This window comes from Pseudomonas lalucatii, assembly GCF_018398425.1.
In the GTDB taxonomy this organism is placed as follows: Bacteria; Pseudomonadota; Gammaproteobacteria; order Pseudomonadales; family Pseudomonadaceae; genus Aquipseudomonas; species Aquipseudomonas lalucatii.
Genome location: NZ_JADPMV010000001.1, coordinates 536,251 through 561,877 on the forward strand (window position 1 = coordinate 536,251; position 25,627 = coordinate 561,877).

A 25,627-nucleotide genomic window follows, 5' to 3' on the forward strand; every position below is an offset into this window, starting at 1 on the left:
CCCCTAATGAATTTTCTATGAAAAAGAGCATCCTGCCCTTACTTCGATGACCTTGAAGCGTGGCGCCAACTCCATGTTCTGACAGGCGTTTTCCACGCGCAATTAGAGTGCGCATTAAGCTAGCACGACGAAAGGCAACTTTACACAGCCAACAGGTCGTTATAGCCGGGCGGCGGGGTTAGAAAGCGCAGTTTCTTTGCGCCCACGCCTCAGGCCTCGACCATGGCCAGCGCCTCCTCCACATCCACCGCCACCAGGCGCGAGCAGCCCGGCTCGTGCATGGTGACGCCCATCAGTTGATCGGCCATCTCCATGGCGATCTTGTTGTGGGTGATATAGATGAACTGCACCTTCTCCGACATTTCCTTGACCAGGCGGGCATAGCGGCCGACGTTGGCGTCGTCCAGCGGCGCATCCACCTCGTCGAGCATGCAGAACGGCGCCGGGTTGAGCTGGAAGATGGCGAACACCAGGGCCAGCGCGGTCAGCGCCTTCTCGCCCCCGGACAGCAGGTGGATGGTGCTGTTCTTCTTGCCCGGCGGCCGCGCCATGATGGTCACGCCGGTGTCGAGCAGGTCTTCGCCGGTGAGCTCCAGATAGGCATTGCCGCCACCGAACACCTTGGGGAACAGGGTCTGCAGGCCGCCATTGATCTGGTCGAAGGTCTCCTTGAAGCGGTTGCGGGTCTCCTTGTCGATCTTGCGGATGACGTTCTCCAGGGTATCCAGGGCCTCCACCAGGTCGGCGTCCTGGGCATCCAGGTAGCGCTTGCGCTCGGACTGCTGCTGGTACTCGTCGATGGCCGCCAGGTTGATCGGCCCCAGGCGCTGGATGCGCCCGGCCAGGCGCTCCAGTTCCTCTTCCCAGGCCTGCTCGCCGGCGTCCGCCGGCAGGCTGGCGAGTACGCCGTGCAGGTCGTAATTGTCCTCGGCCAGTTGCTCCTGCAGGGCCTTGCGCCGCACGTTCAGCGACTGCCACTCCAGGCGCTGCTGTTCGAGCTGGCCGCGCAGCAGCTGGGCTTGCTGCTCGGCCTGGCTGCGGCGCTTCTCCGCGTCGCGCAGCTCGCGATCGGCGTCCTCCAGGGCCAGGCGGGCCTGCTTGAGTTCCTCCTCCACGCCCATGCGCCGGTCGAGCAGCTCCTCGAGCTTGAGGCGCAGCTCCTCCAGCGGGGCTTCGCCCTCCTCCAGGTTGAGACTGAGCTGCTCGCGCTTCTCGTGCAGGCGCTCGGCCTGCAGCTCCAGGCGCTCGAGGGCCTGGCCGGTGGAGTCGTGCTGCGCCCGCAGGGAGCCCAGGCGTACGGCCAGCTGATGGGCATGGTCCTTGTGCTGGCGCGCCTCCTGGCGCACCCGGTCGAGCCGCTCGCGCAGCGCGTCGCGACTGGCCAGCAGGGTCTCGCGCTGCTCGTTGTCGAGGGCCATGGCGTCGAGGGCGTCCTGCAGCTGCAGGCGCGCCTCGCCCAATTGCTCCTGCTCCAGCTCGCGCTGCTCGGCCTGTTCGGCCCGCTCGCTCTCGAGCCGGCGCCGACGCAGGGTAAGCTGCTCGGCCTTGGCCTGGCCGGCCGATAGCCTGGCCTTCAACTCACCGAGCAGCCGGGTTCGTTCCTGCAGCTGGCGGCGTTGCTGCTCACGCAGCTCCTCTTGCTGACGCTGGGTGTCACGCAGCGCCAGCAGGCGCTCGTCGAGCAGCTCCAGGGCGGCTTCGCGCTCGTCGCACTCCAGCCCCAGGCACTCCAGCTCCTGGCCACGGGCCAGCACGCCACTTTCCGCCTCGCCGGCGCGGCGCACCCGCAGAAAGTGCCGGCCGACCCAGTAGCCGTCGCGACTGACCAGGCTCTCGCCCTCGGCCAGCGCCGCACGCCCCGCCAGGGCCTCCTCCAGGGACGCCACCGGCCTGACCCTGGCCAGCCAGGGCGCCAGGTCGATGCCCGCCTCGACCTTGTCCAGCAGGCTGCCGGCGACCCGCCCGCCCGCCGCGGCCGGCCAGGCCAGGCGCAGCTCGCCCTGGCTCAGCGCGGCGAAGTCCAGATCCGCGAAATCGTCCAGCAGCACCGCCTGCAGATCGGCGCCGAGCACGGTTTCCACCGCCAACTCCCAGCCAGCCTCGACCCGCAGGCCCTCGGCCAGGCGCGGACGCTCGGCCAGGCCCTGCGCGCGCAGCCAGTCACCGGTGCCCGCGCCCGGATCGAGCGCCGCCTGTTGCAGGGCCTCCAGCGAGGCCAGGCGGCCCTGCAGACGTTGCAGCTCGCCCTGAGCCTGCTGCTGCGCCTGGCCGGCCTGCTGCAGTTCGTCGCGCAGCTGTTGCAGGCGTTCCGCCTGCTGCTGCTCGTCCGCCTGCAGTTGTTCCTGCTCCAGCTCGGCGGCGGCGATCTGCTCGCCCAGTTCGATGATCGCCGCGTCTTCCGGGTCGGCGACCAGCTGCTGCAATTCGTCGCCCAGGCGACGCTGGCGTTCGGCCAGGCGTTCCAGGCTCTGCTCCAGCTGCTGGATGCGCGATTGCTGCACCTCGGCCTGGCGGCGCGGCTCGGCGCTGCGCTGATTGAAGCCGTCCCACTGATCCTGCCAGCCGTGCATGGCACTCTCGGCTTCCTCCAGGGCGGCGGCGGCCTCTTCGGCGGCGGCGCTGGTCAGTTCCTGCTCGGGTTCGAGCATGGCCAGCTCTTCGCCCAGGGTGGCCAGCAGGGTGCGGTCGTGGCCCAGGTGCGACTCGGTCTCCTGGCGCGCCCGTTCGGCCTCGCGCAGGTCGTCCTGCAGCTGGCGCAGGCGCTGCTGGCCGTGCTGGATGCTCTGCTCGACCCGGGCGATGTCGCCGCCGACCGAGTAGAAACGCCCCTGCACCAGGCTGAAGCGCTCGGAGAGCTCGTGATGGCCGTCGCGCAGGCGCTCGATGCTGGCATCGGCGTTGCGCTGCTCGGCCACCAGCGCCTCGAACCCGACCTCCTGATTGCCGATCACCGCCTCGCGCTGGCCCACCTGCTGGTTCAGCGCCTGCCAGCGCAGGGCGGTGAGCTGGGCCTTGAGCTGACGCTCCTCGGCCTTGTACTGCTGGTACTTCTCCGCCGCCTGGGCCTGGCGTTGCAGGCGCTCGAGCTGGCGCTCAAGCTCCTCGCGCAGGTCGGTCAGGCGCGCCAGGTTCTCGTGGGTGCGGCGGATGCGGTTCTCGGTCTCGCGGCGGCGCTCCTTGTACTTGGAGATGCCGGCAGCTTCCTCGATGAAGTTGCGCAGGTCCTCGGGCTTGGCCTCGATCAGCTTGCTGATCATGCCCTGCTCGATGATCGAGTAGCTGCGCGGGCCCAGGCCGGTGCCGAGGAAGATGTCGGTGATGTCGCGGCGGCGGCACTTGGTGCCGTTGAGGAAATAGGTGTTCTGGCTGTCGCGGGTCACCCGGCGACGGATGGATATCTCGTTATAGCCGGCGTACTCGCCGACCAGGGTGGCGTCGGAGTTGTCGAAGATCAGCTCGATGCTCGCCTGGGTCACCGGCTTGCGCGTGTTGGAGCCGTTGAAGATGACGTCGGTCATCGACTCGCCGCGGAGGTTCTTCGCCGAACTCTCGCCCATCACCCAGCGCACCGCGTCGATGATGTTGGACTTGCCGCAGCCGTTGGGCCCGACCACCGCCGCCATGTTGCTCGGAAAGCTCACGGTGGTCGGGTCGACGAAGGACTTGAAGCCGGCCAGCTTGATGCACTTCAGGCGCATGGCTTAGCGCTGCTCGGCCAGGGTCGCCAGGACCAGCTGGCAGTTGTGTTCGCCATAGCCCAGCAGCAGCTCGCGGGCGCGCGGGTGATCGCGCTCGACGATGGCCTGCAACAGCTCGGCGAAGGTGGCGAGATAGCGCGCCATCTCGCCCTTGCGGCGCTCCAGGACCAGGTGGTAGGAGCGGCTGATCGCCGGCAGCAGGTTCTCCACGGTCTCCTGCAGATAGGGGTTGTCGGCGAAGGGAAAGGCCGCGCGCATGACATCGAAGCTGTACTCGACGAAGGCGTTGATATCCTCGCGCCGCTGGCTCTCCACCAGCTGCCGCTGGATGGCCAGGAACGGCGCCAGATCCGCCTCCTCGCGCCAGCCGTCGGCCACCGCCCGGGCCAGCAGGACATAGAGCTCGACGACCAGGGCGTAGAGGCTCTTGACCTTGTGCGGCGTCAGTTCGCTCACCTGGGCGCCGCGGCGCGGCAGGATCACCACCAGATGCCGGCGCTCGAGAATCAGCAGGGCCTCGCGCACCGAACCGCGGCTGACGTTGAGCGCCTGGGTGACCTTCTGCTCCTGAATACGCTCGCACGCCTTCATCTCACCACGAATGATGCGTTCCGCGAGGTAATGGGCGATCTGTTCGGCGAGGCTGTCCGAGGCCTTGAACGTCATGATTTTCCTTGGGCTCCATGGACCTTGCGGGGCAGGCGACAGTGCGGCCATGGCCCCCGCCGTAGCGGCGCTGGAGGGGCTGGCGCGGGGCGCGAGTGTAGCACAGGGCGGTTGCCGGCCAATGCCAGGCAAGCGCGTCCCGCCCCCCGTGGCAGGCACGCCCGGGTTCGTCAACTGCCGCGGCCCGGGATGGCGCCGGGGCGAAAAGGGCTAGCCTCTACTTCCAGCGCCAGGGCCGACCAGGCCTCATAACCGAATCGCATGACAATCACCTGACCACTGGGTCAAATATTTGTTGACCCAAAAGTCAGAAAACCCTAGATTTGCCCCATGACAGAACGGGCGCCAATGCCGTCCGTTCGCCCTGTACGAGTCGCTCGTAAAGAACAATAAAGTGCCTGGAGGTCGTCCTTGATCCAGTTTTTACTCAACCGGGAGCTGCGTACAGAGCAGCGACTCGATCCTAACGTCACCGTGCTCAACTACCTGCGCGAGCACCTCGGCAAGCCCGGCACCAAAGAAGGCTGTGCCTCCGGCGACTGCGGTGCCTGCACCGTGGTGGTCGGCGAACTGGACGGCGAGCGCATCCGCTACCGCACCCTGAACTCCTGCCTGACCTTCGTCTCCTCCCTGCACGGCAAGCAACTGATCACGGTCGAAGACCTCAAGCACCAGGGCAGGCTGCACAGCGTGCAGCAGGCCATGGTCGACTGCCACGGCTCGCAGTGCGGCTTCTGCACCCCAGGCTTCGTCATGTCGCTGTTCGCCCTGCAGAAGAACTCGAATGGCTATGACAAGGCCGAGACGATGGAAGCCCTGGCCGGCAACCTGTGCCGCTGTACCGGCTACCGGCCGATCATCGACGCCGCCGAGCAGGCCTGCTGCCAGAAGCAGCCCGACCAGTTCGACGCCTGCGAGGCCGAGACCGTCGCCCAGCTGAAGGCCATCGCCCCGCGCGAGACCGCCGAGCTCAACAGCGGCGACAAGCGCTGCCTGCTGCCGCTGACCGTCGCCGACCTGGCCGAGCTCTACGCCGCCAACCCGCAGGCGCGCCTGCTCGCCGGCGGCACCGACCTGGCCCTGGAGGTCACCCAGTTCCACCGCGAACTGCCGGTGATGATCTATGTCGGCCACATCGAGTCGATGAAACGCGTCAACGTCACCGCCGACAGCATCGAGATCGGCGCCGCCACCGTGCTGTCCGACTGCTACGCGGCACTGGCCGAGGACTACCCGGACTTCGGCGAGCTGCTGCACCGCTTCGCCTCCCTGCAGATCCGCAACCAGGGCACCCTCGGCGGCAACATCGGCAACGCCTCGCCGATCGGCGACGCCCCGCCGCTGCTGATCGCCCTCGGCGCGCAGATCGTCCTGCGCAAGGGCAACAGCAGCCGCAGCCTGGCCCTGGAGGACTACTTCCTCGACTACAAGGTCACCGCCCGCGAGGAAGCCGAGTTCATCGAGAAGATCATTGTGCCGCGCGCCCGGGCCAACCAGGCGTTCCGCGCCTACAAGGTGTCCAAGCGCCTGGACGACGACATCTCGGCCGTGTGCGCCGCCTTCAACCTGCACATCGAGGACGGCGTGGTGAAGCAGGCCCGCATCGCCTTCGGCGGCATGGCCGCCATCCCCAAGCGCGCCGCCGCCTGCGAAGCCGCCCTGAACGGCGCCGGCTGGTATCCGGAGGTGATCGAACGCGCCTGCGCCGCGCTGGCCGAGGATTTCACCCCGCTCAGCGACTTCCGCGCCAGCAAGGAATACCGCCTGCTCACCGCGCAGAACCTGCTGCGCAAATTCTTCCTCGAGCTGCAAGCTCCCGAAGTCGAAACCCGGGTGACCGCCTATGTCTAACCACATCCAACACAAATCTCAGGAAGAGCTGGCCGAACTGTTCCGCGCCGGCATCACCACCGGCGTCGGCCGCAGCGTCAAGCACGAGAGTGCGGACAAGCACGTCTCCGGCGAGGCGGTGTACGTCGACGACCGCCTGGAGTTTCCCAACCAGCTGCACGTCTATGCGCGGATGAGCGAGCGCGCCCATGCCCGCATCGTCAAGATCGACACCAGCCCCTGCTACGCCATTCCCGGAGTGGCCATCGCCATCACCAGCAAAGACGTACCCGGCCAGCTGGACATCGGCCCGGTGGTCGCCGGCGATCCGCTGCTGGCCGACGGCAAGGTCGAGTACGTCGGCCAGGTGGTGCTCGCGGTCGGCGCCGACAGCCTGGAGACCGCACGCAAGGCGGCCATGGCGGCGATCATCGAGTACGAGGACCTGGAGCCGGTACTGGACGTGGAAGAAGCGCTGCGCAAGCAGCACTTCGTCCTCGACAGCCACCAGCACCGCATCGGCGACTCGGCCGCCGCCCTGGCCAGCGCACCGAACCGCCTGCAGGGCAAGCTGCACATCGGCGGCCAGGAACATTTCTACCTGGAGACGCAGATCTCCTCGGTAATGCCCACCGAAGATGGCGGCATGCTGGTCTACACCTCGACGCAGAACGCCACCGAAGTACAGAAACTGGTCGCCGAAGTGCTCGGCGTGCCCATGCACAAGATCGTCATCGACATGCGCCGCATGGGCGGCGGCTTCGGCGGCAAGGAAACCCAGGCCGCCGGTCCCGCCTGCCTGTGCGCGGTGATCGCCCACCTCACCGGCCGGCCGACCAAGATGCGCCTGCCGCGCATGGAAGACATGAGCATCACCGGCAAGCGCCACCCCTTCTACGTCGAGTACGACGTCGGCTTCGACGACGACGGCCTGCTGCACGGCATCCAGATGGAACTGGCGGGCAACTGCGGCTACTCGCCGGACCTGTCCGGCTCCATCGTCGACCGCGCGATGTTCCACTCGGACAACGCCTACTTCCTCGGCAATGCCACCATCAACGGCCATCGCTGCAAGACCAACACCGCCTCGAACACCGCCTACCGCGGCTTCGGCGGCCCCCAGGGCATGGTCGCCATCGAAGAAGTCATGGACGCCGTGGCGCGCAAACTGGGCAAGGACCCGCTGGAAGTGCGCAAGCGCAACTACTACGGCAAGCACGAGCGCAACGTCACCCATTACCACCAGACCGTCGAACACAACGTCATCCATGAGATGACCGCCGAGTTGGAAGCCAGCAGCGATTACGCCCAGCGCCGCCGTGAAATTCTTGAATTCAACAAAAAAAGCCCGGTGCTGAAGAAGGGCCTGGCGCTGACCCCGGTGAAATTCGGCATCAGCTTCACCGCGACCTTCCTCAACCAGGCCGGCGCGCTGATTCATATCTACACCGACGGTTCGATCCACCTGAACCACGGCGGCACCGAGATGGGCCAGGGCCTCAACACCAAGGTCGCGCAGATAGTCGCCGAGGTGCTGCAGGTCGACATCTCGCGCATCCAGATCACCGCGACCAATACCGACAAGGTGCCCAATACCTCGCCGACCGCTGCCTCCAGCGGCGCCGACCTCAACGGCAAGGCCGCACAGAACGCCGCCGAGACCCTCAAGCAGCGCCTGGTGGACTTCCTGGTGCGCGAGTACAGGGTCACCCCGGAGGACGTCGAGTTCCGCAACGGCCAGGTGCGCGTGCGCGAGCAGTTCCTGAGCTTCGAGGAGCTGATCCAGAAGGCCTACTTCAACCAGGTGTCGCTGTCGTCCACCGGCTTCTACCGCACGCCGAAAATCTACTACGACCGCGACAAGGCCGCCGGCCGCCCCTTCTACTACTTCGCCTACGGCGCCGCCTGCGCCGAGGTGCTGGTCGACACCCTGACCGGCGAGTACAAGATGCTGCGCACCGACATCCTGCACGACGTCGGCGCCTCGCTGAACCCGGCCATCGACATCGGCCAGGTAGAAGGCGCCTTCGTCCAGGGCATGGGCTGGCTGACCATGGAAGAGCTGGTGTGGAACGCCAAGGGCAAGCTGATGACCAATGGCCCGGCCAGCTACAAGATCCCGGCCATCGCCGACATGCCGCTGGACCTGCGGGTCAAGCTGGTGGAGAACCGCAAGAACCCGGAGGACACGGTGTTCCACTCCAAGGCCGTGGGCGAGCCGCCGTTCATGCTCGGCATCGCCGTGTGGTGTGCGATCAAGGATGCGGTGGCCAGCCTCGGCGACTACAAGGTGCAGCCGCTGATCGACGCCCCGGCCACCCCGGAACGCGTGCTCTGGGGCGTGGAGCAGGTGAAGAAACTGCAGCAACCGGCCAAGGCCGCAGCTGCCGAGATCGAACTGGCATAGAACCGTAGGAGCGGGCCATGCCCGCGAACCCGCATCGCGGGCATGGCCCGCTCCTACAATCAGCCAAAGGTGAACAACAATGACAAAACACACCGAACCGAATAGCCAACCCGCACGCCCGGCTCCGGTGCCGATTCTGGAACCCTCGCCGAGCAACTGGCGCCTGCCGCGCCCGGGACAAACGCCGCCGACCTGGAGGCTGAGCAAATGAGTTGGATCAGCGCACTGGCCGAACTGCAGCAGCAGGGTGAACCCTGCGTACTGGTGACCATCATCGAGGAGCGCGGCTCGACACCGCGCAACGCCGGCTCGAAGATGGTGGTCACCGCCGCGCGCACCTTCGAGACCATCGGCGGCGGCCATCTGGAATACAAGGCCATGCAACTGGCCCGCGAGATGCTCGAGAAGCGCAGCCAGGACACGCGCCTGGAGCGCTTCAGCCTCGGCGCCAGCCTCGGCCAATGCTGCGGCGGCGCCACCGTGCTGCTGTTCGAACCCATGGGCCAGCCCCAGGCGCAGATCGCCGTGTTCGGCGCCGGCCATGTCGGCCGCGCCCTGGTGCCGCTGCTCGCCAGCCTGCCGTGCAAGGTGCGCTGGATCGACTCGCGGGATCACGAGTTCCCCGCACAGCTGCCCGCCGGGGTGGAGAAGGTGGTCAACGACGAGGTGGTCGACGAGGTGGAGAACATGCCACCGGGCAGCTACTTCATCGTCATGACCCACAACCACCAGCTCGACCTGGAACTGACCGCCGCGATTCTCAAACGGGGCGATTTCGCCTACTACGGCCTGATCGGCTCGCAGACCAAGCGCGTCAAGTTCGAACACCGCCTGCGCGAGCGCGGCTTCGCCCCCGAGCTGGTGCAGCGCATGCGCTGCCCCATGGGCCTGGCCGAGGTCAAGGGCAAGCTGCCGGTGGAGATCGCCGTGTCCATCGCCGGCGAGGTGATCGCCACCTACAACGCCGCCTTCGGCCAGGACGTGAAAAAGGGCCAGCCGAGCATCGCCAAGCTGCTGCCGGCCTCGCGCCGCGCCCAGTCCTAGGCGGCGCGCCGCACACCGCCAACACCACCTAAGCCAGGGGCGCAGATGCCCCGAGACCGAGATGTATCGAATGTCCAGCCACCTGAAAGCCTACCGCGCCGCCATCCTGCACAACCTCGCCGACCCCGCCGTGGTCGGGGTCGAGCGCTCCTATGAGTACTTCGAGGATGGCCTGCTGCTGGTCGAGAACGGCCATATCGCCGGGGTCGGCCATGCCGCCGAGCTGCTGCCCACGCTCAAGGACGTGGAGGTCGTCGAATACCGCGACGCCCTGATCACCCCCGGCTTCATCGACACCCACATCCACTACCCGCAGACCGGCATGATCGCCTCCTACGGCGAACAGCTGCTGGACTGGCTGAACACCTACACCTTCCCCACCGAGCGGCAGTTTGCCGACCAGGCCCATGCCAGCGATGTCGCCGGCATCTTCCTCAAGGAGCTGCTGCGCAACGGCACCACCACCGCCCTGGTGTTCGGCAGCGTGCACAAGCAGTCGGTGGACGCCTTCTTCGAGGCGGCCCGGGCGCTGAACCTGCGGATGATCGCCGGCAAGGTGCTGATGGACCGCAACGCCCCGGACTACCTGACCGACACGCCGGAATCCGGCTACGCCGACAGCAAGGAGCTGATCGAGCGCTGGCATGGCAAGGGCCGCCTGCACTACGCGGTGACCCCGCGCTTCGCCCCCACCAGCAGCCCGGAACAATTGGCCCTGGCCGGCAAGCTGCTGGGTGAGTACCCGAACCTGTACATGCACACCCACCTGTCCGAGAACCGCAAGGAGATCGAGTGGGTCAAGGAGCTGTTCCCCGAGCGCAGCGGCTACCTGGACGTCTACGACCACCACCGGCTGATCGGTGCCCGCTCGGTGTTCGCCCACGGCGTGCACCTGTGCGACGAGGAATGCCGGCGCCTGGCCGAGACCGGCTCGGCCGTGGCCTTCTGCCCCACCTCCAACCTGTTCCTCGGCAGCGGTCTGTTCGACCTGAACAAGCTGGAAGCCCACGGCGTACGGGTCGGCCTGGGCACCGACGTCGGTGCCGGCACCAGCTTCAGCCAGTTGCAGTCGCTGAACGAGGCCTACAAGGTCATGCAGCTGCAGGGCAAGAAGCTCGACCCCTTCAAGTCGCTGTACCTGGCCACCCTGGGCGGCGCCAATGCGCTGTACCTGGACGACAGGATCGGCAACTTCGAGAGCGGCAAAGACGCCGACTTCGTGGTGCTGGACTACCGCGCCACGCCGCTGATCGCCTACCGCATGCAGCAGGCCACGAGCCTGGCCGAGAAGCTGTTCGCCCTGACCATGCTCGGCGACGACCGCGCTGTGAAGGAGACCTACGCCGCCGGCCAGTCGGTGCACCGTCGCGACTGAGCCGGCTTGACGGGCAGCCACCAAAAAGCCCCGCAGCTTGCGCAGCGGGGCTTTTTGGTGAATCTCGATCAGCGATTGGCGCCGTTGCGTCCCGGCTTCTTCTTGGTCTGCAGCACGTGGGAGAACACCGCGTGCAGGTCATCCGAGGCGCTCTCCTCGTCGAGGTTGAGCTTGCTGTCGATATGATCCATGTGATGCATCATCAGGGTCACCGCCTTGGCGGCGTCGCGCGCCTCTATGGCATCGATCAGCTGGTTGTGTTCGTCGTAGGAGCAGTGCGAGCGGCTGCCGCTTTCGTACTGGGCGATGATCAGCGAGGTCTGCGACACCAGGCTGCGCTGGAAGCTGATCAGCGGCGCGTTCCTCGCCGCCTCGGCCAACTTCAGGTGGAACTCGCCGGACAGGCGGATGCCGGCGCCACGGTCGCCCCGGGCGAAACTGGCATGCTCGTCCTCGACCATCTGGCGCAGCTCGGCGAGCTGCTCGGCGGTGGCATGCTCCACCGCCAGTTCGGTGATGGCCCGTTCGACCATGCGCCGCGCATAGAAGATCTGCCGCGCCTCCTCGACGCTCGGGCTGGCCACCACCGCACCACGGTTCGGCCGCAACAGCACCACCCCTTCATGGGCCAGGCGCGACAAGGCGCGACGGATGATGGTACGGCTGACGCCGAAGATCTCGCCCAGGGCCTCTTCACTCAGCTTGGTGCCGGGCGCCAGGCGCTGCTCGAGGATGGCATCGAAGATATGCGCGTAGACGACATCGTCCTGAGTCCCGCTGCGGCTGCTCTTGCCTGCTCGCGGCTGCTTCTTAAGGGGCTGCAATTGTTCGTTCATTCTGGCTCGTATCTAAGGAGGGGCGGCCTGGTACCGGGCACTCTACTGCGTTTCACCCCGTAGCTGGCAAGCAGCCGGGGAAAGAAATCGGAGGAAAGGCCCGGCCATTGTACACAATTCAACCAACCAGGACAGCCTCCCCACTGTTTCTCCACCCCTTGGCTTGCCCGAGCCCACGCATCGAAAGAGTCCGCAGACCCGGGCGCGGCGAGAAATGACTAAACCCATTTTTTATAAAAATGTCCCTCTTGCTCACAAATCCGTCCGTCAGTCATCGCCAGGACCAGGGTGAGCAATAGCCAGCCAGGCCTTCTGCGCCCCAGATCGCCTCTTCACGTGCAACGTATTCAATTGATTTATAAGGTTTTTATGTTACTGCGCAGCGATCACCGGCGAATCTTCGCCCGGCCCCGATGCGACCGGCGGCGTCCTGGCACCGGGCAAACAGCCCTAAAAACATTATTTGCTTTTTTTGTATACAACATCATAATCGCGACAAGGTGACTTCCTGACCGCTCGGTCAACAACTAAGCCAGCAAGCACCCCACACGCACCACCTGCCTCAGAGAGTCGAAGCTTGAAGCGTCCATGGCTCTGGGTGGTACACAACAAGAGAAATGAGGAGTACCCGCTGTGGAAAGCGCTAAACAAGAACAACTTGCGACTCACACTCAAGGCCTGGCGAGAGTCGGCCTACTCGACCGCTTCTTCAAGCTGACCGAGCATCGCACCACCCTCAAGACCGAACTGCTGGCCGGCCTGACGACCTTCGTCACCATGGCCTACATCATCTTCGTCAACCCCAACATCATGGCCAACGCCGGCGTCGATCACGGCGCCGCGTTCGTCGCCACCTGTATCGGCGCCGCCCTCGGCTGCTTCCTCATGGGCCTGTACGCCAACTGGCCGGTCGGCCTGGCACCGGGCATGGGCCTGAACGCCTTCTTCACCTATACGGTGGTCGGCGAGATGGGCTACAGCTGGCAGATCGCCCTGGGGGCGGTGTTCATCTCCGGCATCCTGTTCATGATCATGAGCCTGTCGCGCATCCGCGAATGGCTGCTCAACAGCATTCCCATGAGCCTGCGCTTCGCCATGGGCGCCGGGGTCGGCCTGTTCCTCGGCCTGATCGGTCTGAAGACCGCCGGCATAGTCGTCGACAGCCCCGCCACCCTGCTGACCATGGGCTCCTTCGGCGAGCCCTCGGCCCTGCTGGCCGCGGTGTGTTTCCTGCTGATTGCCGTGCTCAGCCACCGCAATGTGTTCGGCGCCATCCTCTTCAGCATGCTGGGCGTCACTGCCATCGGCTGGGGTCTGGGTCTGGTCGAGTACAATGGCCTGGTGTCGATGCCGCCGAGCCTGGCCCCGACCTTCCTGGCCATGGACATCGCCGGCGCCTTCAACGTGACCATGGTCAGCGTCATCCTGGCGTTCCTGTTCGTCAACATGTTCGACACTGCCGGCACCCTGATGGGCGTCGCCCACCGCGCCAACCTGGTGGATGAGGACGGCAAGATCCAGAACCTGTCCAAGGCCCTGAAGGCCGACAGCACCTCCAGCGTGATCGGCTCCATGGTCGGTTGCCCGCCGGTGACCAGCTACGTGGAAAGCGCCTCGGGCGTCGCCGCCGGCGGCCGCACCGGCCTCACCGCAGTCACCGTCGGCGTGCTGTTCCTCGCGGCGATGTTCTTCGCCCCGCTGGCCGGGATGATTCCGGCTTACGCCACCGCCGGCGCGCTGATCTATGTGGCGATGCTGATGATGAGCGGCATGGCGCATATCGACTGGGAAGACCTCACCGACACCATCCCGGCCATCGTCACCGTGGTGATGATGCCGCTGACCTTCTCCATCGCCAACGGCATCGCCCTGGGCTTTCTGACCTACGCCACGTTGAAGCTGCTCACCGGCCAGCGCGACAAGGTCTCCGTCAGCCTCTACGTGTTGTGCATCATCTTTATCGCCAAGTTCGCCTTCCTGTAAGGTTCGCTTGAGCTGTACCCGACCCCGGCGCGCCAGCGCCGGGGTTTCGTCACTTGAGGAGGCCACCCGATGAGCCTGGAAACCTGGCTGCTGTTCGCCAGCGCCGCACTGGTCGTGATCCTGATCCCCGGCCCGCTGTCCCTGCTGATGGTGAGCAACAGCCTGAACTATGGCCTGCGTCGCTCCCTGCCGGCCTTTCTCGGCGGCGTCTGCGCGTCGATCTGCCTGCTCAGCGCCTCGGCACTCGGCCTGGGCGCCCTGTTGCTGGCCTCGGAACAGCTGTTCAGCATCCTCAAGCTGATCGGCGCCCTCTACCTGTTCTACCTCGCCTGGCAGAGCTGGCAGCAATCGCGGCAGGCCGCCCGGCCGACGCAGGCCGAGGAGCAGCCGGTCAACCCCAGCTTTCGCAGCATGTTCTGGAAGGCCTTCGGCCTGGGCGCCAGCAACCCCAAGGACATTCTGTTCTTCGCCGCCTTCCTGCCGCAGTTCCTCAGCGCCGATCGACCACTGCTCGGCCAGTTGCTGCTGCTGATCCTCACCTGGACCGTGCTGGACCTGGGCTGCAAGCTGTTCTACGGCCTCGGCGCCCGCGGCGCCGCGCGCTACCTGCGCTCGGGCAAGGGCCAGGCGTGGTTCAACCGCATCAGCGCCGGCCTGTTCGCCGGTGCCGGCACGGCCTCCCTGCTGAGTCGTTGACCGCAGCGGGCGGCCCCGTGCGCCGCCCCGCTCCCTCCCACCTTCGCCCCTTGCAAGCCGTACTCGCGGCTCGGCTCGAACGCCGCCCTCGCCTCGAACGCCCCTTGCCGATGCCCAGGTACGACGGTTTAGCGCGCGCCTGCGACAATTGCGGTCGTATTCGGTAAAGCTCCGCATCGCCCAGCCGACAGAATAGCTACCGCCTGCAACCGTCCGCGTTGTCTATCGACCTGGGAACCTCCGATGAACATAAAACAAAAACTGACCTGGGCCTTTGCCGTCATCGCCTGCGTGCCCATCATGCTGGTCGCCACCCTGGTGATCCTCAACCTGCGCAGCGATGCCCGCGACGAGTTCGTCGACGCCAGCTCCCGCGAGATCCGCCAGGTGGAAAATGCCATGCAGCTGTTCTTCGACGGCATCAGCCAAAATGTCGACTACCTGGCCAAACATCCCCTGGTCACCGCGGTCGACGGCAACCTCAAGAAGTACATGGACGCCAACGCCGCCGGGACGCCGCTGGGCGAACACGGCGAGAAGCTCCTGGCGCTGTTCACCGACGTCGCGGCCAGCCACCCGGCCTACGCCTATATCACCAACGCCACCGTCGACGGCGGCTACGTCAGCTGGCCCAACGATGCCGGCCTGAGCAGCTACGACCCGCGCCCTCGCCCCTGGTACCAGGCCGGCATCAATGGCCAGGGCAAGACCGTGCGCTCCGATGCCTACTACTGGGCCAACGACGACGCGACCCTGGTGGCCAGCGTACGCAGCGTGGCCAACGGCCTGGGCAACCCAGGCGGCGTGCTCAGCATCGACGTATCGCTCAACCAGCTGACCGACATCGTCAAAGGCATCAAGCTCGGAGAAAGCGGCTACCTGATGCTGATGGAGAACAACGGCACCGTGCTGGTGGACCCGAGCCAGCCCGCCCACAACTTCAAGAAGCTCGGCGAACTGGGCGCGGGCTACGACGAGCTGGCGCAGACCAATCAGGGCCTGGTGGAAGTCGAGCTCGGCGGCGTGCGCTATATGGCCAATGTCTGGTCGTCGGAGCGCCTGGACTGGCGCTTCATCGGCTTGATTCGCCATGACGACGTGATGAGCGGCGCGACCCAGCTGGCCTGGATCATCGCCGGCATGGCCGCCCTGCTGGCGCTGATCTTCGCCTTCGTGGGCGCCAGCTTCGCCGGCCTGATCGTCAGCCCGATCCGTGCCGTGGCCTCGGGCCTGGAAGGCATCGCCCAGGGCGAAGGCGACCTGACCCACTCCCTGACGGTCCGTGGCCAGGACGAAACCGCGCAGCTGGCCGGCTGGTTCAACCAGTTCCTTGCCAGCATCCGCCAGCTGATCCTCAACATCGGCCAGGCGGCCAAGCAGATCCATCAGACCTCCGGCACCTCCGCCCAGGTTTCCGGAAACATGGCCGAGGCCGCCGGGCGTCAGCGCGAGTCGGTCGACATGGTCTCCACCGCCTTCCATGAGATGGTCGCCACGGCCAACGAAGTGGCGCGCTCCTGCAACCAAGCCGCCGACTCCGCCGACAATGGCCAGCGCCAGGCCCAGGAGGGTCAGCAGCAGATCGATGCCGCGGTCAGCAGCGTCGAGCAGCTGAGCCAGGAAATCTCCCAGGCGGCGGCGGCCATGCAGCAACTCGAGCAGGACAACAACAACATCCAGTCGATCCTCGGCACCATCCGCTCGATCGCCGAGCAGACCAACCTGCTGGCGCTGAACGCCGCCATCGAAGCGGCCCGGGCCGGCGAACAGGGACGCGGCTTCGCCGTGGTCGCCGACGAGGTGCGCGCCCTGGCCAAGCGTACCGCCGACTCGACTTCGGAGATCGACGGCCTGCTCAGCAACCTGGCGCAACGCACCCGGCAGATGGCCAAGCAGATGCATGCCAGCCTGGAGGTCTCGCAGCGCACGGTTTCCAGCATCAACGAGGCGAGTTCGAGCTTCGGCCTGATTCGCGAGTCGGTCGACGTGATCCGCGACATGAACGCGCAGATCGCCACCGCCGCCGAGGAGCAGCATCAGGTGGCCGAGGACATCAACCGCCATATCACCCAGATCCACGGCGACGCCCAGTTGGTGGCCGACCTGGCCGAATCGGCGCGTTCCGACTCGCAGAACCTCTCCGGCCTGTCCCAGGAGCTCAACGGCCTGGTCCAGCGCTTCCGCACCTGAGCCCCCGCCCATCCCGGTCCCGGCGACTCCACTCGCCGGGACTCGGCGCTCCGGCCAAACCCACTCCCCCTGTGCCAGTCCACTTGCTGCGGCCGTAAAAAAGCCCGCAGTAAGCGGGCTAACGACTCGTTGTACGAGTCGGAGGGTATCCAGTATTCCTCATCAGCTTCCGCGGTAGGTGGAATAGCTGTAAGGCGAGATCAGCAACGGCACGTGGTAGTGCTCCTGGCCGGCATCGATGCCGAAACGCAGTACCACCACATCGAGAAACGCCGGGCTGGGCAGCTGCACGCCACGCCCGCGGTAGTAATCGCCGGCATGGAAGTGCAGCTGATAGACACCGCTGCGGTAGTCCTGGCCCTGCAGAATCGGCGCATCGCAACGGCCATCCTCGTTGGTCAGCACAGTGGCGAGCAGCTCCAGCTGCGTGCCTTCGACGCGGTACAGCTCGACCTTCAGCGCGCTACCGGGGCAGCCGTGCGCAGCATCCAGAACATGTGTCGTCAATCGTCCCATTGCTTCAGGGCGCCCGCGCCGGCCAGCGGCCACGCAGGCACCACACCTCCTCTACGCTTATGAAAACCACCAGGCTGCCCAGGCGCGAGCAGCCTCGACCTGGGCGGAGCATAGCACCAAACGAGCAACATGAAACATTTTAGATTGAAATTGTACACAATGCCACCGAGTGATTACCCTCACCGTCAGCATCCTCACCACTCAGGACAGCAATCCGCAGGGGCCTGCGGCACGGCCGCCCCGGCAAGAATGACCGAACCGCCCTGGCGGTTGTTCTTTCAGCGGATTTTCCGGAACAGGCAAATTTTAGATTTACAAACAGCAAATCAATTTGTATACAATTACCTCATCACGGCTGCGCACCCCGGAATCCCCTGGCTGCGCAGAGGCCGCAACAACACCAAGAAGGAAGACTGCAGTGAGCGCTGACTACCCACGCGACCTGATCGGTTACGCCAACAACCCGCCGCATCCCCACTGGCCGGGCGATGCCCGCATCGCCCTGTCGTTCGTCCTCAACTACGAGGAAGGCGGCGAGCGCAACGTGCTGCACGGCGACAAGGAATCCGAGGCCTTTCTCTCCGAGATGGTTTCGGCGCAGCCGCTGCAAGGCGAGCGCAACATGTGCATGGAGTCGCTCTACGAATATGGCAGCCGCGCCGGTGTCTGGCGTCTGCTCAAGCTGTTCGAGCGCCACGGCATTCCGCTGACCGTGTTCGCCGTGGCCATGGCCGCCCAGCGCCACCCGGAGGTGATCAAGGCCATGGTCGCCGCCGGCCACGAGATCTGCAGCCACGGCTACCGCTGGATCGACTACCAGTACATGGACGAGGCCCAGGAGCGCGAACACCTGCTCGAGGCCATCCGCATCCTCAGCGAACTGACCGGCGAGCGTCCGCTGGGCTGGTACACCGGGCGCGTCGGGCCGAACACCCGCCGCCTGGTGAGGGAGGAAGGCGGCTTCCTCTACGATTCCGACACCTACGACGACGACCTGCCCTACTGGGACCCGGCCAGCACTGCGACCAGGCCCCATCTGGTGATCCCCTACACCCTGGACACCAACGACATGCGCTTCACCCAGGTGCAGGGCTTCAATACCGGCGATGACTTCTACCAGTACCTCAAGGACGCCTTCGACGTGCTCTACGCCGAAGGCGTCGCGGGTGCGCCGAAGATGCTCTCCATCGGCATGCACTGCCGCCTGCTCGGCCGTCCGGCTCGCCTGGCCGCCCTGGCACGCTTCATCGAGTACGCCAAGGGCCACGACAGGGTCTGGTTCGCCAGGCGCGTCGACATCGCCCGCCACTGGCACGCCACCCACCCGTTCAAAGAGGAGCGCGCACAATGAGCCGTTTCCAGAGCCTGACCCCGTCGCGCCTCAGCCGCGAAGACTTCGTCAGGGTCTTCGCCGATATCTACGAACACTCGCCCTGGGTCGCCGAGCAGGCCTACGACCTCGGCCTGGACGAGCAGATCGACGACATCGACGGCCTGCATCAGCGCATGGCCGACCTGCTGCTCAGCGCCAGCGCCAAGGCGCAACTGGCGCTGATCAACGCCCACCCGGACCTGGCCGGCAAGGCCGCCGTGCGCGGCGAGCTGACCGAGTCGAGCACCTCGGAGCAGGCCGGCGCCGGCATCCACGAATGCAGCGCCGAGGAGTTCGCCCGCTTCACCGAGCTCAACGACGCCTACAAGGCCAAGTTCGGCTTCCCCTTCATCATGGCGGTCAAGGGCAGCAACCGGCACCAGATCCTCGCCGCCTTCGAGGAGCGCATCCACCACAGCCCCGAGCAGGAGTTCGCCCGCGCCTTGGCCGAGATCAACAAGATCGCCCTGTTCCGCCTGCAACAGCTCTAGCCAACGCAAGCGCCCCATTCACGCCATCACCTGAGGCAGACACTCAATGAAAGCTTACGCCGTACCCTTCGAGAAATACGTCAACCTCGCCGACGCGCGCCTCGGCACCCAGGCCATTTCGGTCACCGACGACTGGTTCGCCGACGTCAACCGCCTGTTCCAGCCGACCCCGGCGGTGTGGAAGGAAGGCGTGTTCGACGACAACGGCAAGTGGATGGACGGCTGGGAGTCGCGCCGCAAGCGCTTCGAGGGTTACGACAGCGCGGTGATCCGCCTCGGCGTGGCCGGCTCGATCAAGGGCGTGGACATCGACACCAGCTTCTTCACCGGCAACTTCCCGCCGTCCGCCTCCCTGGAAGGCTGCTTCGTCGCCGAGGGCGACCCGACCGACGCCACCGAGTGGACCGAGGTGCTGCCGGCCGTGGAGCTGCAGGGCAACAGCCACCACTACCACGAGATCGCCAACGTCCAGGCCTTCACCCACCTGCGCTTCAACATCTACCCGGACGGCGGCGTCGCCCGCCTGCGCGTCTACGGCGTGCCGTTCCGCGACTGGAGCAGCGTCGGCGACAACGAGCAGGTCGACCTGGCCGCCGCCCTCAACGGCGGGCGCGCCCTGGCCTGCTCCGACGAGCACTTCGGCCGCATGAGCAACATCCTCAACCCGGGCCGCGGCATCAACATGGGCGACGGCTGGGAAACCGCGCGCCGCCGTACCCCGGGCAACGACTGGGTGATAGTCGCCCTCGGCCACCCCGGCGAGATCGAGCGCATCGTCGTCGACACCCTGCACTTCAAGGGCAACTACCCGGACAGCTGCTCGATCCAGGGCGCCTTCGTCAAGGGCGGCACCGACAGCCAGATCGAGACCCAGAGCCTGTTCTGGCGCGAACTGCTGCCGAGCCAGAAACTGCAGATGCACGCCGAACACGAGTTCGTCGAGCAGATCCAGGCCTTGGGGCCGATCACCCATGTGCGGCTGAACGTGTTCCCCGACGGTGGCATCAGCCGCCTGCGCCTGTTCGGCAAAGTCAGCAAGTGAGTCCATGCCCCCTCGCCGCGGCTGAGGGGGCTCAATGCAACAGAGAACAAGTAGACCGACATGCGCAAACTGATCATCGAGCCCTTGAGCAAAGAAGCCTTCGCCCCCTTCGGCGACGTCATCGAGACCGAGGGCAGCGAGTTCTTCATGATCAACAACGGCTCCACCCGCCGCTACCACAAGCTGGCCACGGTGGAGACCGCCCAGCCGGAGGATCAGGCGATCATCAGCATCTTCAGCGCCGAGGCGCTCGAGATGCCGCTGACCGTGCGCATGCTGGAGCGCCATCCGCTGGGCAGCCAGGCCTTCGTGCCGCTGCTCGGCCACCCCTTTCTGATCGTGGTCGCGCCACTTGGCGATGCACCTGAATCGGAGTTGGTCCGCGCCTTCCGCAGCAACGGCAGGCAGGGCATTAATTACCATCGCGGCGTCTGGCACCACCCGGTGCTGACGATCGAAAAGCGGGATGACTTCCTGGTGGTTGATCGCAGCGGTTCTGGCAACAACTGCGATGAGCATTTCTTTACCGAGGCAGAGCAACTGCTCCTCGACCCCCACCAATAAGAGAAGCCCAGGGGACCGGCACACCGGCACTGGGAAAGAGGTACACACTGTGGAAGCACATTTGACTGAATGGCTGAACCTGGGCATCCGCTGGATCCATATGATCACCGGCATCGCCTGGATCGGCGCATCCTTCTATTTCGTCTGGCTGGAGAACAACCTCAACCGCAGCAACCCCCGCGACGGCCTGTCCGGCGACCTCTGGGCGATCCACGGCGGCGGCATCTACCACCTGGAGAAGTACAAGCTGGCCCCGCCGCAGATGCCGGACAACCTGCACTGGTTCAAATGGGAGGCCTACGCCACCTGGCTGTCGGGCGTCGCCCTGATGCTGGTGGTCTATTACCTCAACCCGAGCCTGTACCTGGTCAAGCCTGGCGTCGATCTGGCACCGGCGATGGCCATTGTCATCGGCTTCGGCTCGATGATTGCCGGCTATGTGGCCTACCACTTGCTTTGCGACTCGGCCCTGGGCAAGCGCCCGGCCCTGCTCGGTGCGGTGCTGTTCGTCCTGCTGATCGCCGCGGCCTGGGGCTTCAGCCTGATCTTCAGCGGTCGTGCGGCCTACATCCACGTCGGCGCCATTATCGGCACCATCATGGTCGGCAACGTGTTCTTCACCATCATGCCGGCGCAACGCGCCCTGGTTAAGGCCATCGAAGAGAACCGCGAGCCCGACCCGGTATTGCCGGCCAAGGGCCTGCTGCGCTCGCGCCACAACAACTACTTCACCCTGCCGGTGCTGTTCATCATGATCAGCAACCACTTCCCGAGCACCTACGGCAGCCAGTACAACTGGCTGATCCTGGCCGGCATCGCCATCCTCGCCGTGCTGGTGCGCCATTACTTCAACACCCGCCACGACAGCAACAGGTTCGCCTGGACCCTGCCGGCCGCGGCCCTGGGCATGATCTGCCTGGCCTACGTCACCGCGCCGGTACGCCCGGAACCGACCGCCGCGCCGGTGGCCGCGAGCCAGCAGAGCGTCGACGCCAGCGTCGCCAAGGTCGAAGCCGTGCCGGCCGAACAGAGCGGCGCCCCGACCGAGCAGGCGGACCCCGCCGCGCCAGCGCAGGCGACACCGGCCGCCAGCGCCGACAACGACTTCGCCAGGGTGAATACGGTGATCCAGGAACGCTGCACCGTGTGCCATTCGGCCAGCCCGAGCAGCCCGATGTTCAGCAGCGCCCCGGCCGGCCTGATGCTCGACACCCCGCAGCAGATCCAGCAGCAGGCGGCGAAGATCCACGCGCAGACCGTCGCCAGCCAGGTCATGCCGCTCGGCAACATCACCCAGATGACCCAGGCAGAGCGTGACCTGATCGGCGCCTGGATCGCCAAGGGCGCGCAGATCAACTAGCGACAAGCCACTGGGGCGCCCGCCCCAAGACGCGCAAGAGCCCGCCCCATGGCGGGCTCTTGCCGTTTACAGGCCGCCACCTCTGCTTCAGTCCCCTCCAACTGGGCCGCGCGGCCGCAGCATCGAAGCTGCCCAGGACCGGCCCGCTACACTTGACGGGAGCCCTCCACCGTAGCGAACGCCGCCAGAGGTACTGCCGATGCTCGAAGCCAGCTGGATCGCCTTCGCATTCTTGATGGGCCTGGCCGCGCGCTTTATCGGTTTACCTCCCCTGGTCGGCTACCTGGCCGCGGGCTTCACCCTGTCGGGCCTGGGCCAGTACCTGCACATCGGTCCCCTGGACAGCTCGATCCTCGCCCACATCGCCCACCTCGGCGTGCTCCTGCTGCTGTTCACCGTCGGCCTCAAGCTGAAACTGAGCAACCTGATGCGACGCGAGGTGATAGGCGGCGGCCTGCTGCACTTCCTCATCTCCAGCCTGCTGTTCCTCACCGCGGTGACGCTGCTTCTGGAGCTGCCCTTGCGCGAGGCCCTGCTGCTGTCGGTGGCCCTGTCCTTCTCCAGCACGGTGCTGGCGGCCAAGGTGCTGGAAAGCAAGCGCGAGCTGCGTTCCTTCCACGGTCGCCTGGCCATCGGCGTGCTGATCATCCAGGACCTGCTCGCCCTGGTGGCGATGAGCCTGGCCAACGGCGAGGCACCCTCGCCCTGGGCCCTGCTGGTGTTCGCCCTGCCCCTGCTGCGGCCGCTGCTGTTCCGCCTGCTGGACGCCAGCGGCCACGAGGAGCTGATGGTGCTGCTCGGCCTGCTGCTGGCCCTGGTCATCGGCGGCTACGGCTTCGAGTCCCTCGGCCTGAGCTCGGAGCTCGGCGCCCTGGCCTTCGGTGCCATGCTGGCCAAGCACAAGCGCGCGATCGAACTGTCCAACGCGCTGTGGAGCATCAAGGAGGTGTTCCTGGTCGGTTTCTTCCTGCAGATCGGCATCAGCGGCCTGCCCGGCACCGACGCCCTGGCTTTCGCCCTGGTCCTGGCGCTGCTGCTGCCGCTCAAGGGCTTGCTGTTCTTCCTGCTGTTCGTGATGTTTCGCCTGCGGGCCCGCAGCGCCTTTCTCAGCAGCGTCAGCCTGACCAACTACAGCGAATTCGGCCTGATCGTCGCCAGCGTGGTGCTGCCGCAGTGGCTGATTCCCCTGGCCATCACCGTGGCGCTGTCCTTCGTCATCTCCGCCCCGCTCAGCCGCCTTGCCCACCCGCTGTACGAGCGCCTCGCCCACCTGCTGATCCCACTGGAGCGCAATACCCGCCATCCCGACGAGCAGCCGGTCTCCCTGGACGACGCGCAGATCCTGATCATGGGCATGGGCCGTACCGGCCGGGCCGCCTACGACTATCTCGAGGCCAAGGGCTTCGAGGTGGTAGGGCTGGATTCCGACCCCGTGGTCATCGATGCCTGTGCCAAGGCCGGGCGTCGGGCGCTGTTCGCCGACGGCGAGGACCAGATGCTCTGGCAGCGCCTGGACATGCCTCGCATCGAAGCGGTGATCCTGGCACTGAATGACGCCGAGACCAAGATCATCTCCATCGGCAAGCTGCGCGAACGCGGCTTTCCCGGCCTGATCGCCTCCCACGCCATGTACGAGGACATCGCCCAGCGCATCCTCGATGCCGGAGCCGACCGCACCTACCTGACCATGAGCGAGGCCGGCGCCGGCCTGGCCGAACACGTCGCCCATGAGCTGCGTCCGCGGGCCTGAACGCAGTCGCCCTTCCCCGCCGCAAGCATCGCCGCCCCCTGCGCCCCTCAACCAACGCTCGCTCGGCCTCCACTGCAGGACGCGCAACTGCGCACGCCCGAATATTTGTGCACAATTCAAAAATAAATTGTTTTTAACACTGTGCCCAAGTTGTTATAGTCACTGAACCTGACCGACAAGACAGCTTTTGTCGCGATCAGGAAGAGGCGCCGTGAAGCCTCGTGCAAGCCCATGACCGTATAAAAACAACTGGCAGGCTCTGACATGACCACGACTAGTACGCCCAAGGCGGCAGCTCCGTCTGCCGGCAGCAACGACCTGATCTACCAGCTGGACGACCGCCCCGACTTCGCCCCGGCGATCTTCGCCGCCCTGCAACATGTGCTGGCCAGTTTCGTCGGCATCATCACCCCGACCCTGATCATCGGCGGCGTGCTCGGCCTCGGGGCCCACGTGCCCTACCTGGTGAGCATGGCGCTGTTCGTCTCGGGGATCGGCACCTTCGTCCAGGCCAAGCGCCTGGGCCCCATCGGCTCCGGTCTGCTGTGCCTGCAGGGCACCAGCTTCGGCTTCCTCAGCGTGATTCTCAGTGCCGGCTTCATCGTCAAGGGCCGCGGCGGCAGCGAGGAAGAAATCCTCTCGACCATCTTCGGCGTGTGCTTCTGCGCGGCCTTCGTCGAGATCGCCTTCAGCCAGTTCATCAACAAGCTGCGCAAGGTCATCACCCCGGTGGTCACCGGCACCATCATCTGCCTGATGGGCCTGTCGCTGATCAAGGTGGCGATGACCGACATGGCCGGCGGCTTCGGCGCGCCCGACCTCGGCGCCCTGCACCACCTCGGCCTGGGTGCCCTGGTGCTCGGCAGCATCGTCCTGCTCAACCGCTCCTCGTCCCAGGTCGTGCGCCTGTCGGCCGTGATCGTCGGCCTGGCCCTGGGTTTCGCGGTGGCCTGGTTCACCGGCAAGGTGGACTTCGCCGACATGGCCGAGGTGCCCATGGTCAGCGTGCCGGTACCCTTCAAGTACGGCTTCGACTTCGACTGGGTCGCCTTCGTGCCGATCGCGGTGATCTTCCTGATCACCCCGCTGGAGACCGCCGGCGACCTCACCGCCAACTCGATCATCTCCAAGCAGCCGGTGGCCGGCCCGCTGTACCTGCGCCGGATCAAGTCCGGGGTGCTGGCCGATGGCTGCAACTCGGCCGTCGCGGCGATGTTCAACAGCCTGCCGATGACCACCTTCAGCCAGAACAACGGGGTGATCCAGCTCACCGGCGTCGCCAGCCGTCACGTGGCCTTCTATATCGCCGGCCTGCTGGTGCTGCTCGGCCTGTTCCCCGCGGTCGGCGCGGTGCTGCAGCTGATGCCCAAGCCCGTGCTGGGCGGCGCCACCCTGATCATGTTCGGCACCGTTGCCGTGGCCGGCATCAAGATCCTCAGCGAAGCCGGCCTGCACCGCCGCAACGTGCTGATCGTGGCCATCTCCCTGGGCCTGGGACTGGGCGTGGCCGGCGTCCCGGAAGCCCTGTCGCAGATGCCCGAGGCGCTGAAGAACATCTTCGGCTCGCCGATCACCATCGGCGCCTTCAGCGCCATCCTGCTCAACATCTTCCTCCCGGAAGAACAGCCCGAGCGGGACAGCGACTTCGAGCCCGAAGCGCAGCTGCACAGCGTCCTGCAGAGCCGTCAGGACGACGGCCTGGACGCAGTCAGTCGTCCCAGCTAGGCCGGCCAGCCGCACCACCTTCCCTGCATAGCTCCGCGCCCAGGCGCGGAGCGGAACACCTTGTCTGTCCTAAAAATGAGGA

18 protein-coding genes and 1 pseudogene are annotated in these 25,627 nt (G+C 65.9%); 15 read left to right on the top strand and 4 right to left on the bottom strand.

Annotated features, from left to right (window positions below; genetic code table 11):
* Positions 1–209: 209 nt before the first annotated feature.
* Both smc and I0D00_RS02415 read right to left on the bottom strand, forming a co-directional pair.
* Positions 210–3,698, bottom strand: coding sequence for a chromosome segregation protein SMC (smc, locus tag I0D00_RS02410; RefSeq protein WP_213638165.1), 3,489 nt, complete (start codon positions 3,696–3,698; stop codon positions 210–212).
* A gap of 3 nt (positions 3,699–3,701) precedes the next feature.
* Positions 3,702–4,364, bottom strand: a complete 663-nt coding sequence (locus I0D00_RS02415) for a GntR family transcriptional regulator (protein WP_213638166.1) — start codon at positions 4,362–4,364, stop codon at positions 3,702–3,704.
* A 411-nt stretch (positions 4,365–4,775) separates the two neighbouring features.
* Here I0D00_RS02415 and xdhA point away from each other — a divergent pair, with 411 nt between their 5' ends.
* From xdhA to guaD, 4 genes are all read left to right on the top strand, one after another.
* On the top strand, positions 4,776–6,215 hold the full coding sequence (gene xdhA, locus I0D00_RS02420) for a xanthine dehydrogenase small subunit (RefSeq protein ID WP_213638167.1): 1,440 nt from the start codon (positions 4,776–4,778) through the stop codon (positions 6,213–6,215).
* Positions 6,208–8,601, top strand: a complete 2,394-nt coding sequence (xdhB, locus tag I0D00_RS02425; RefSeq protein WP_213638168.1) for a xanthine dehydrogenase molybdopterin binding subunit — start codon at positions 6,208–6,210, stop codon at positions 8,599–8,601. The genes xdhA and xdhB overlap by 8 nt, the downstream gene beginning before the upstream one ends.
* Positions 8,602–8,808: 207 nt before the next feature.
* Entirely contained in the window at positions 8,809–9,645 is an 837-nt protein-coding gene (xdhC, locus tag I0D00_RS02430; RefSeq protein ID WP_213638169.1) for a xanthine dehydrogenase accessory protein XdhC, read from the top strand.
* A gap of 70 nt (positions 9,646–9,715) precedes the next feature.
* Positions 9,716–11,020, top strand: coding sequence for a guanine deaminase (gene guaD, locus I0D00_RS02435; protein ID WP_213638170.1), 1,305 nt, complete (start codon positions 9,716–9,718; stop codon positions 11,018–11,020).
* A gap of 68 nt (positions 11,021–11,088) precedes the next feature.
* Here guaD and I0D00_RS02440 read toward each other — a convergent pair whose 3' ends face one another.
* Positions 11,089–11,856: a GntR family transcriptional regulator gene (locus I0D00_RS02440; RefSeq protein WP_213638171.1), complete on the bottom strand. Its 768-nt coding sequence runs from the start codon at positions 11,854–11,856 to the stop codon at positions 11,089–11,091.
* A 633-nt stretch (positions 11,857–12,489) separates the two neighbouring features.
* Between I0D00_RS02440 and I0D00_RS02445 the strand changes: the two genes are divergently transcribed.
* From I0D00_RS02445 to I0D00_RS21795, 4 genes and pseudogenes are all read left to right on the top strand, one after another.
* Positions 12,490–13,839, top strand: coding sequence for an NCS2 family permease (locus I0D00_RS02445; protein ID WP_213638172.1), 1,350 nt, complete (start codon positions 12,490–12,492; stop codon positions 13,837–13,839).
* Positions 13,840–13,908: 69 nt separating this feature from the next.
* Positions 13,909–14,535: a LysE family translocator gene (locus tag I0D00_RS02450; protein WP_213638173.1), complete on the top strand. Its 627-nt coding sequence runs from the start codon at positions 13,909–13,911 to the stop codon at positions 14,533–14,535.
* Positions 14,536–14,934: 399 nt separating this feature from the next.
* Positions 14,935–15,870 (top strand): annotated as a pseudogene (locus I0D00_RS21790) (cache domain-containing protein); the annotation flags it as partial.
* A gap of 126 nt (positions 15,871–15,996) precedes the next feature.
* Positions 15,997–16,725 carry a methyl-accepting chemotaxis protein gene (locus tag I0D00_RS21795; protein WP_420850792.1) on the top strand — a complete coding sequence of 243 codons (729 nt, stop codon included), beginning with the start codon at positions 15,997–15,999 and terminating at the stop codon, positions 16,723–16,725.
* A 162-nt stretch (positions 16,726–16,887) separates the two neighbouring features.
* Here the strand turns inward: I0D00_RS21795 and uraH are convergent, their stop codons facing one another.
* Complete coding sequence (gene uraH, locus I0D00_RS02460; RefSeq protein ID WP_213638175.1) at positions 16,888–17,241, bottom strand: hydroxyisourate hydrolase; 354 nt, start codon at positions 17,239–17,241, stop codon at positions 16,888–16,890.
* A 418-nt stretch (positions 17,242–17,659) separates the two neighbouring features.
* Between uraH and puuE the strand changes: the two genes are divergently transcribed.
* From puuE to I0D00_RS02495, 7 genes are all read left to right on the top strand, one after another.
* Entirely contained in the window at positions 17,660–18,592 is a 933-nt protein-coding gene (puuE, locus tag I0D00_RS02465) for an allantoinase PuuE (protein ID WP_213638176.1), read from the top strand.
* A complete protein-coding gene (uraD, locus tag I0D00_RS02470) occupies positions 18,589–19,104 on the top strand; it encodes a 2-oxo-4-hydroxy-4-carboxy-5-ureidoimidazoline decarboxylase (RefSeq protein ID WP_213638177.1) in 516 nt (171 codons plus the stop codon). Before puuE ends, uraD begins: the two co-directional genes overlap by 4 nt.
* 46 nt (positions 19,105–19,150) lie before the next feature.
* Complete coding sequence (alc, locus tag I0D00_RS02475) at positions 19,151–20,146, top strand: allantoicase (RefSeq protein WP_213638178.1); 996 nt, start codon at positions 19,151–19,153, stop codon at positions 20,144–20,146.
* 60 nt (positions 20,147–20,206) lie between these two features.
* Entirely contained in the window at positions 20,207–20,710 is a 504-nt protein-coding gene (locus I0D00_RS02480) for an ureidoglycolate lyase (protein ID WP_213638179.1), read from the top strand.
* 49 nt (positions 20,711–20,759) lie between these two features.
* Entirely contained in the window at positions 20,760–22,070 is a 1,311-nt protein-coding gene (locus tag I0D00_RS02485; RefSeq protein ID WP_213638180.1) for a urate hydroxylase PuuD, read from the top strand.
* Between the two features lie 199 nt (positions 22,071–22,269).
* The gene (locus I0D00_RS02490; protein ID WP_213638181.1) at positions 22,270–23,820 is read left to right on the top strand and encodes a cation:proton antiporter domain-containing protein; all 1,551 of its coding nucleotides are present in this window, start codon (positions 22,270–22,272) and stop codon (positions 23,818–23,820) included.
* A gap of 264 nt (positions 23,821–24,084) precedes the next feature.
* Entirely contained in the window at positions 24,085–25,545 is a 1,461-nt protein-coding gene (locus I0D00_RS02495) for a nucleobase:cation symporter-2 family protein (protein WP_213638182.1), read from the top strand.
* The last annotated feature ends 82 nt before the right edge of the window (positions 25,546–25,627 follow it).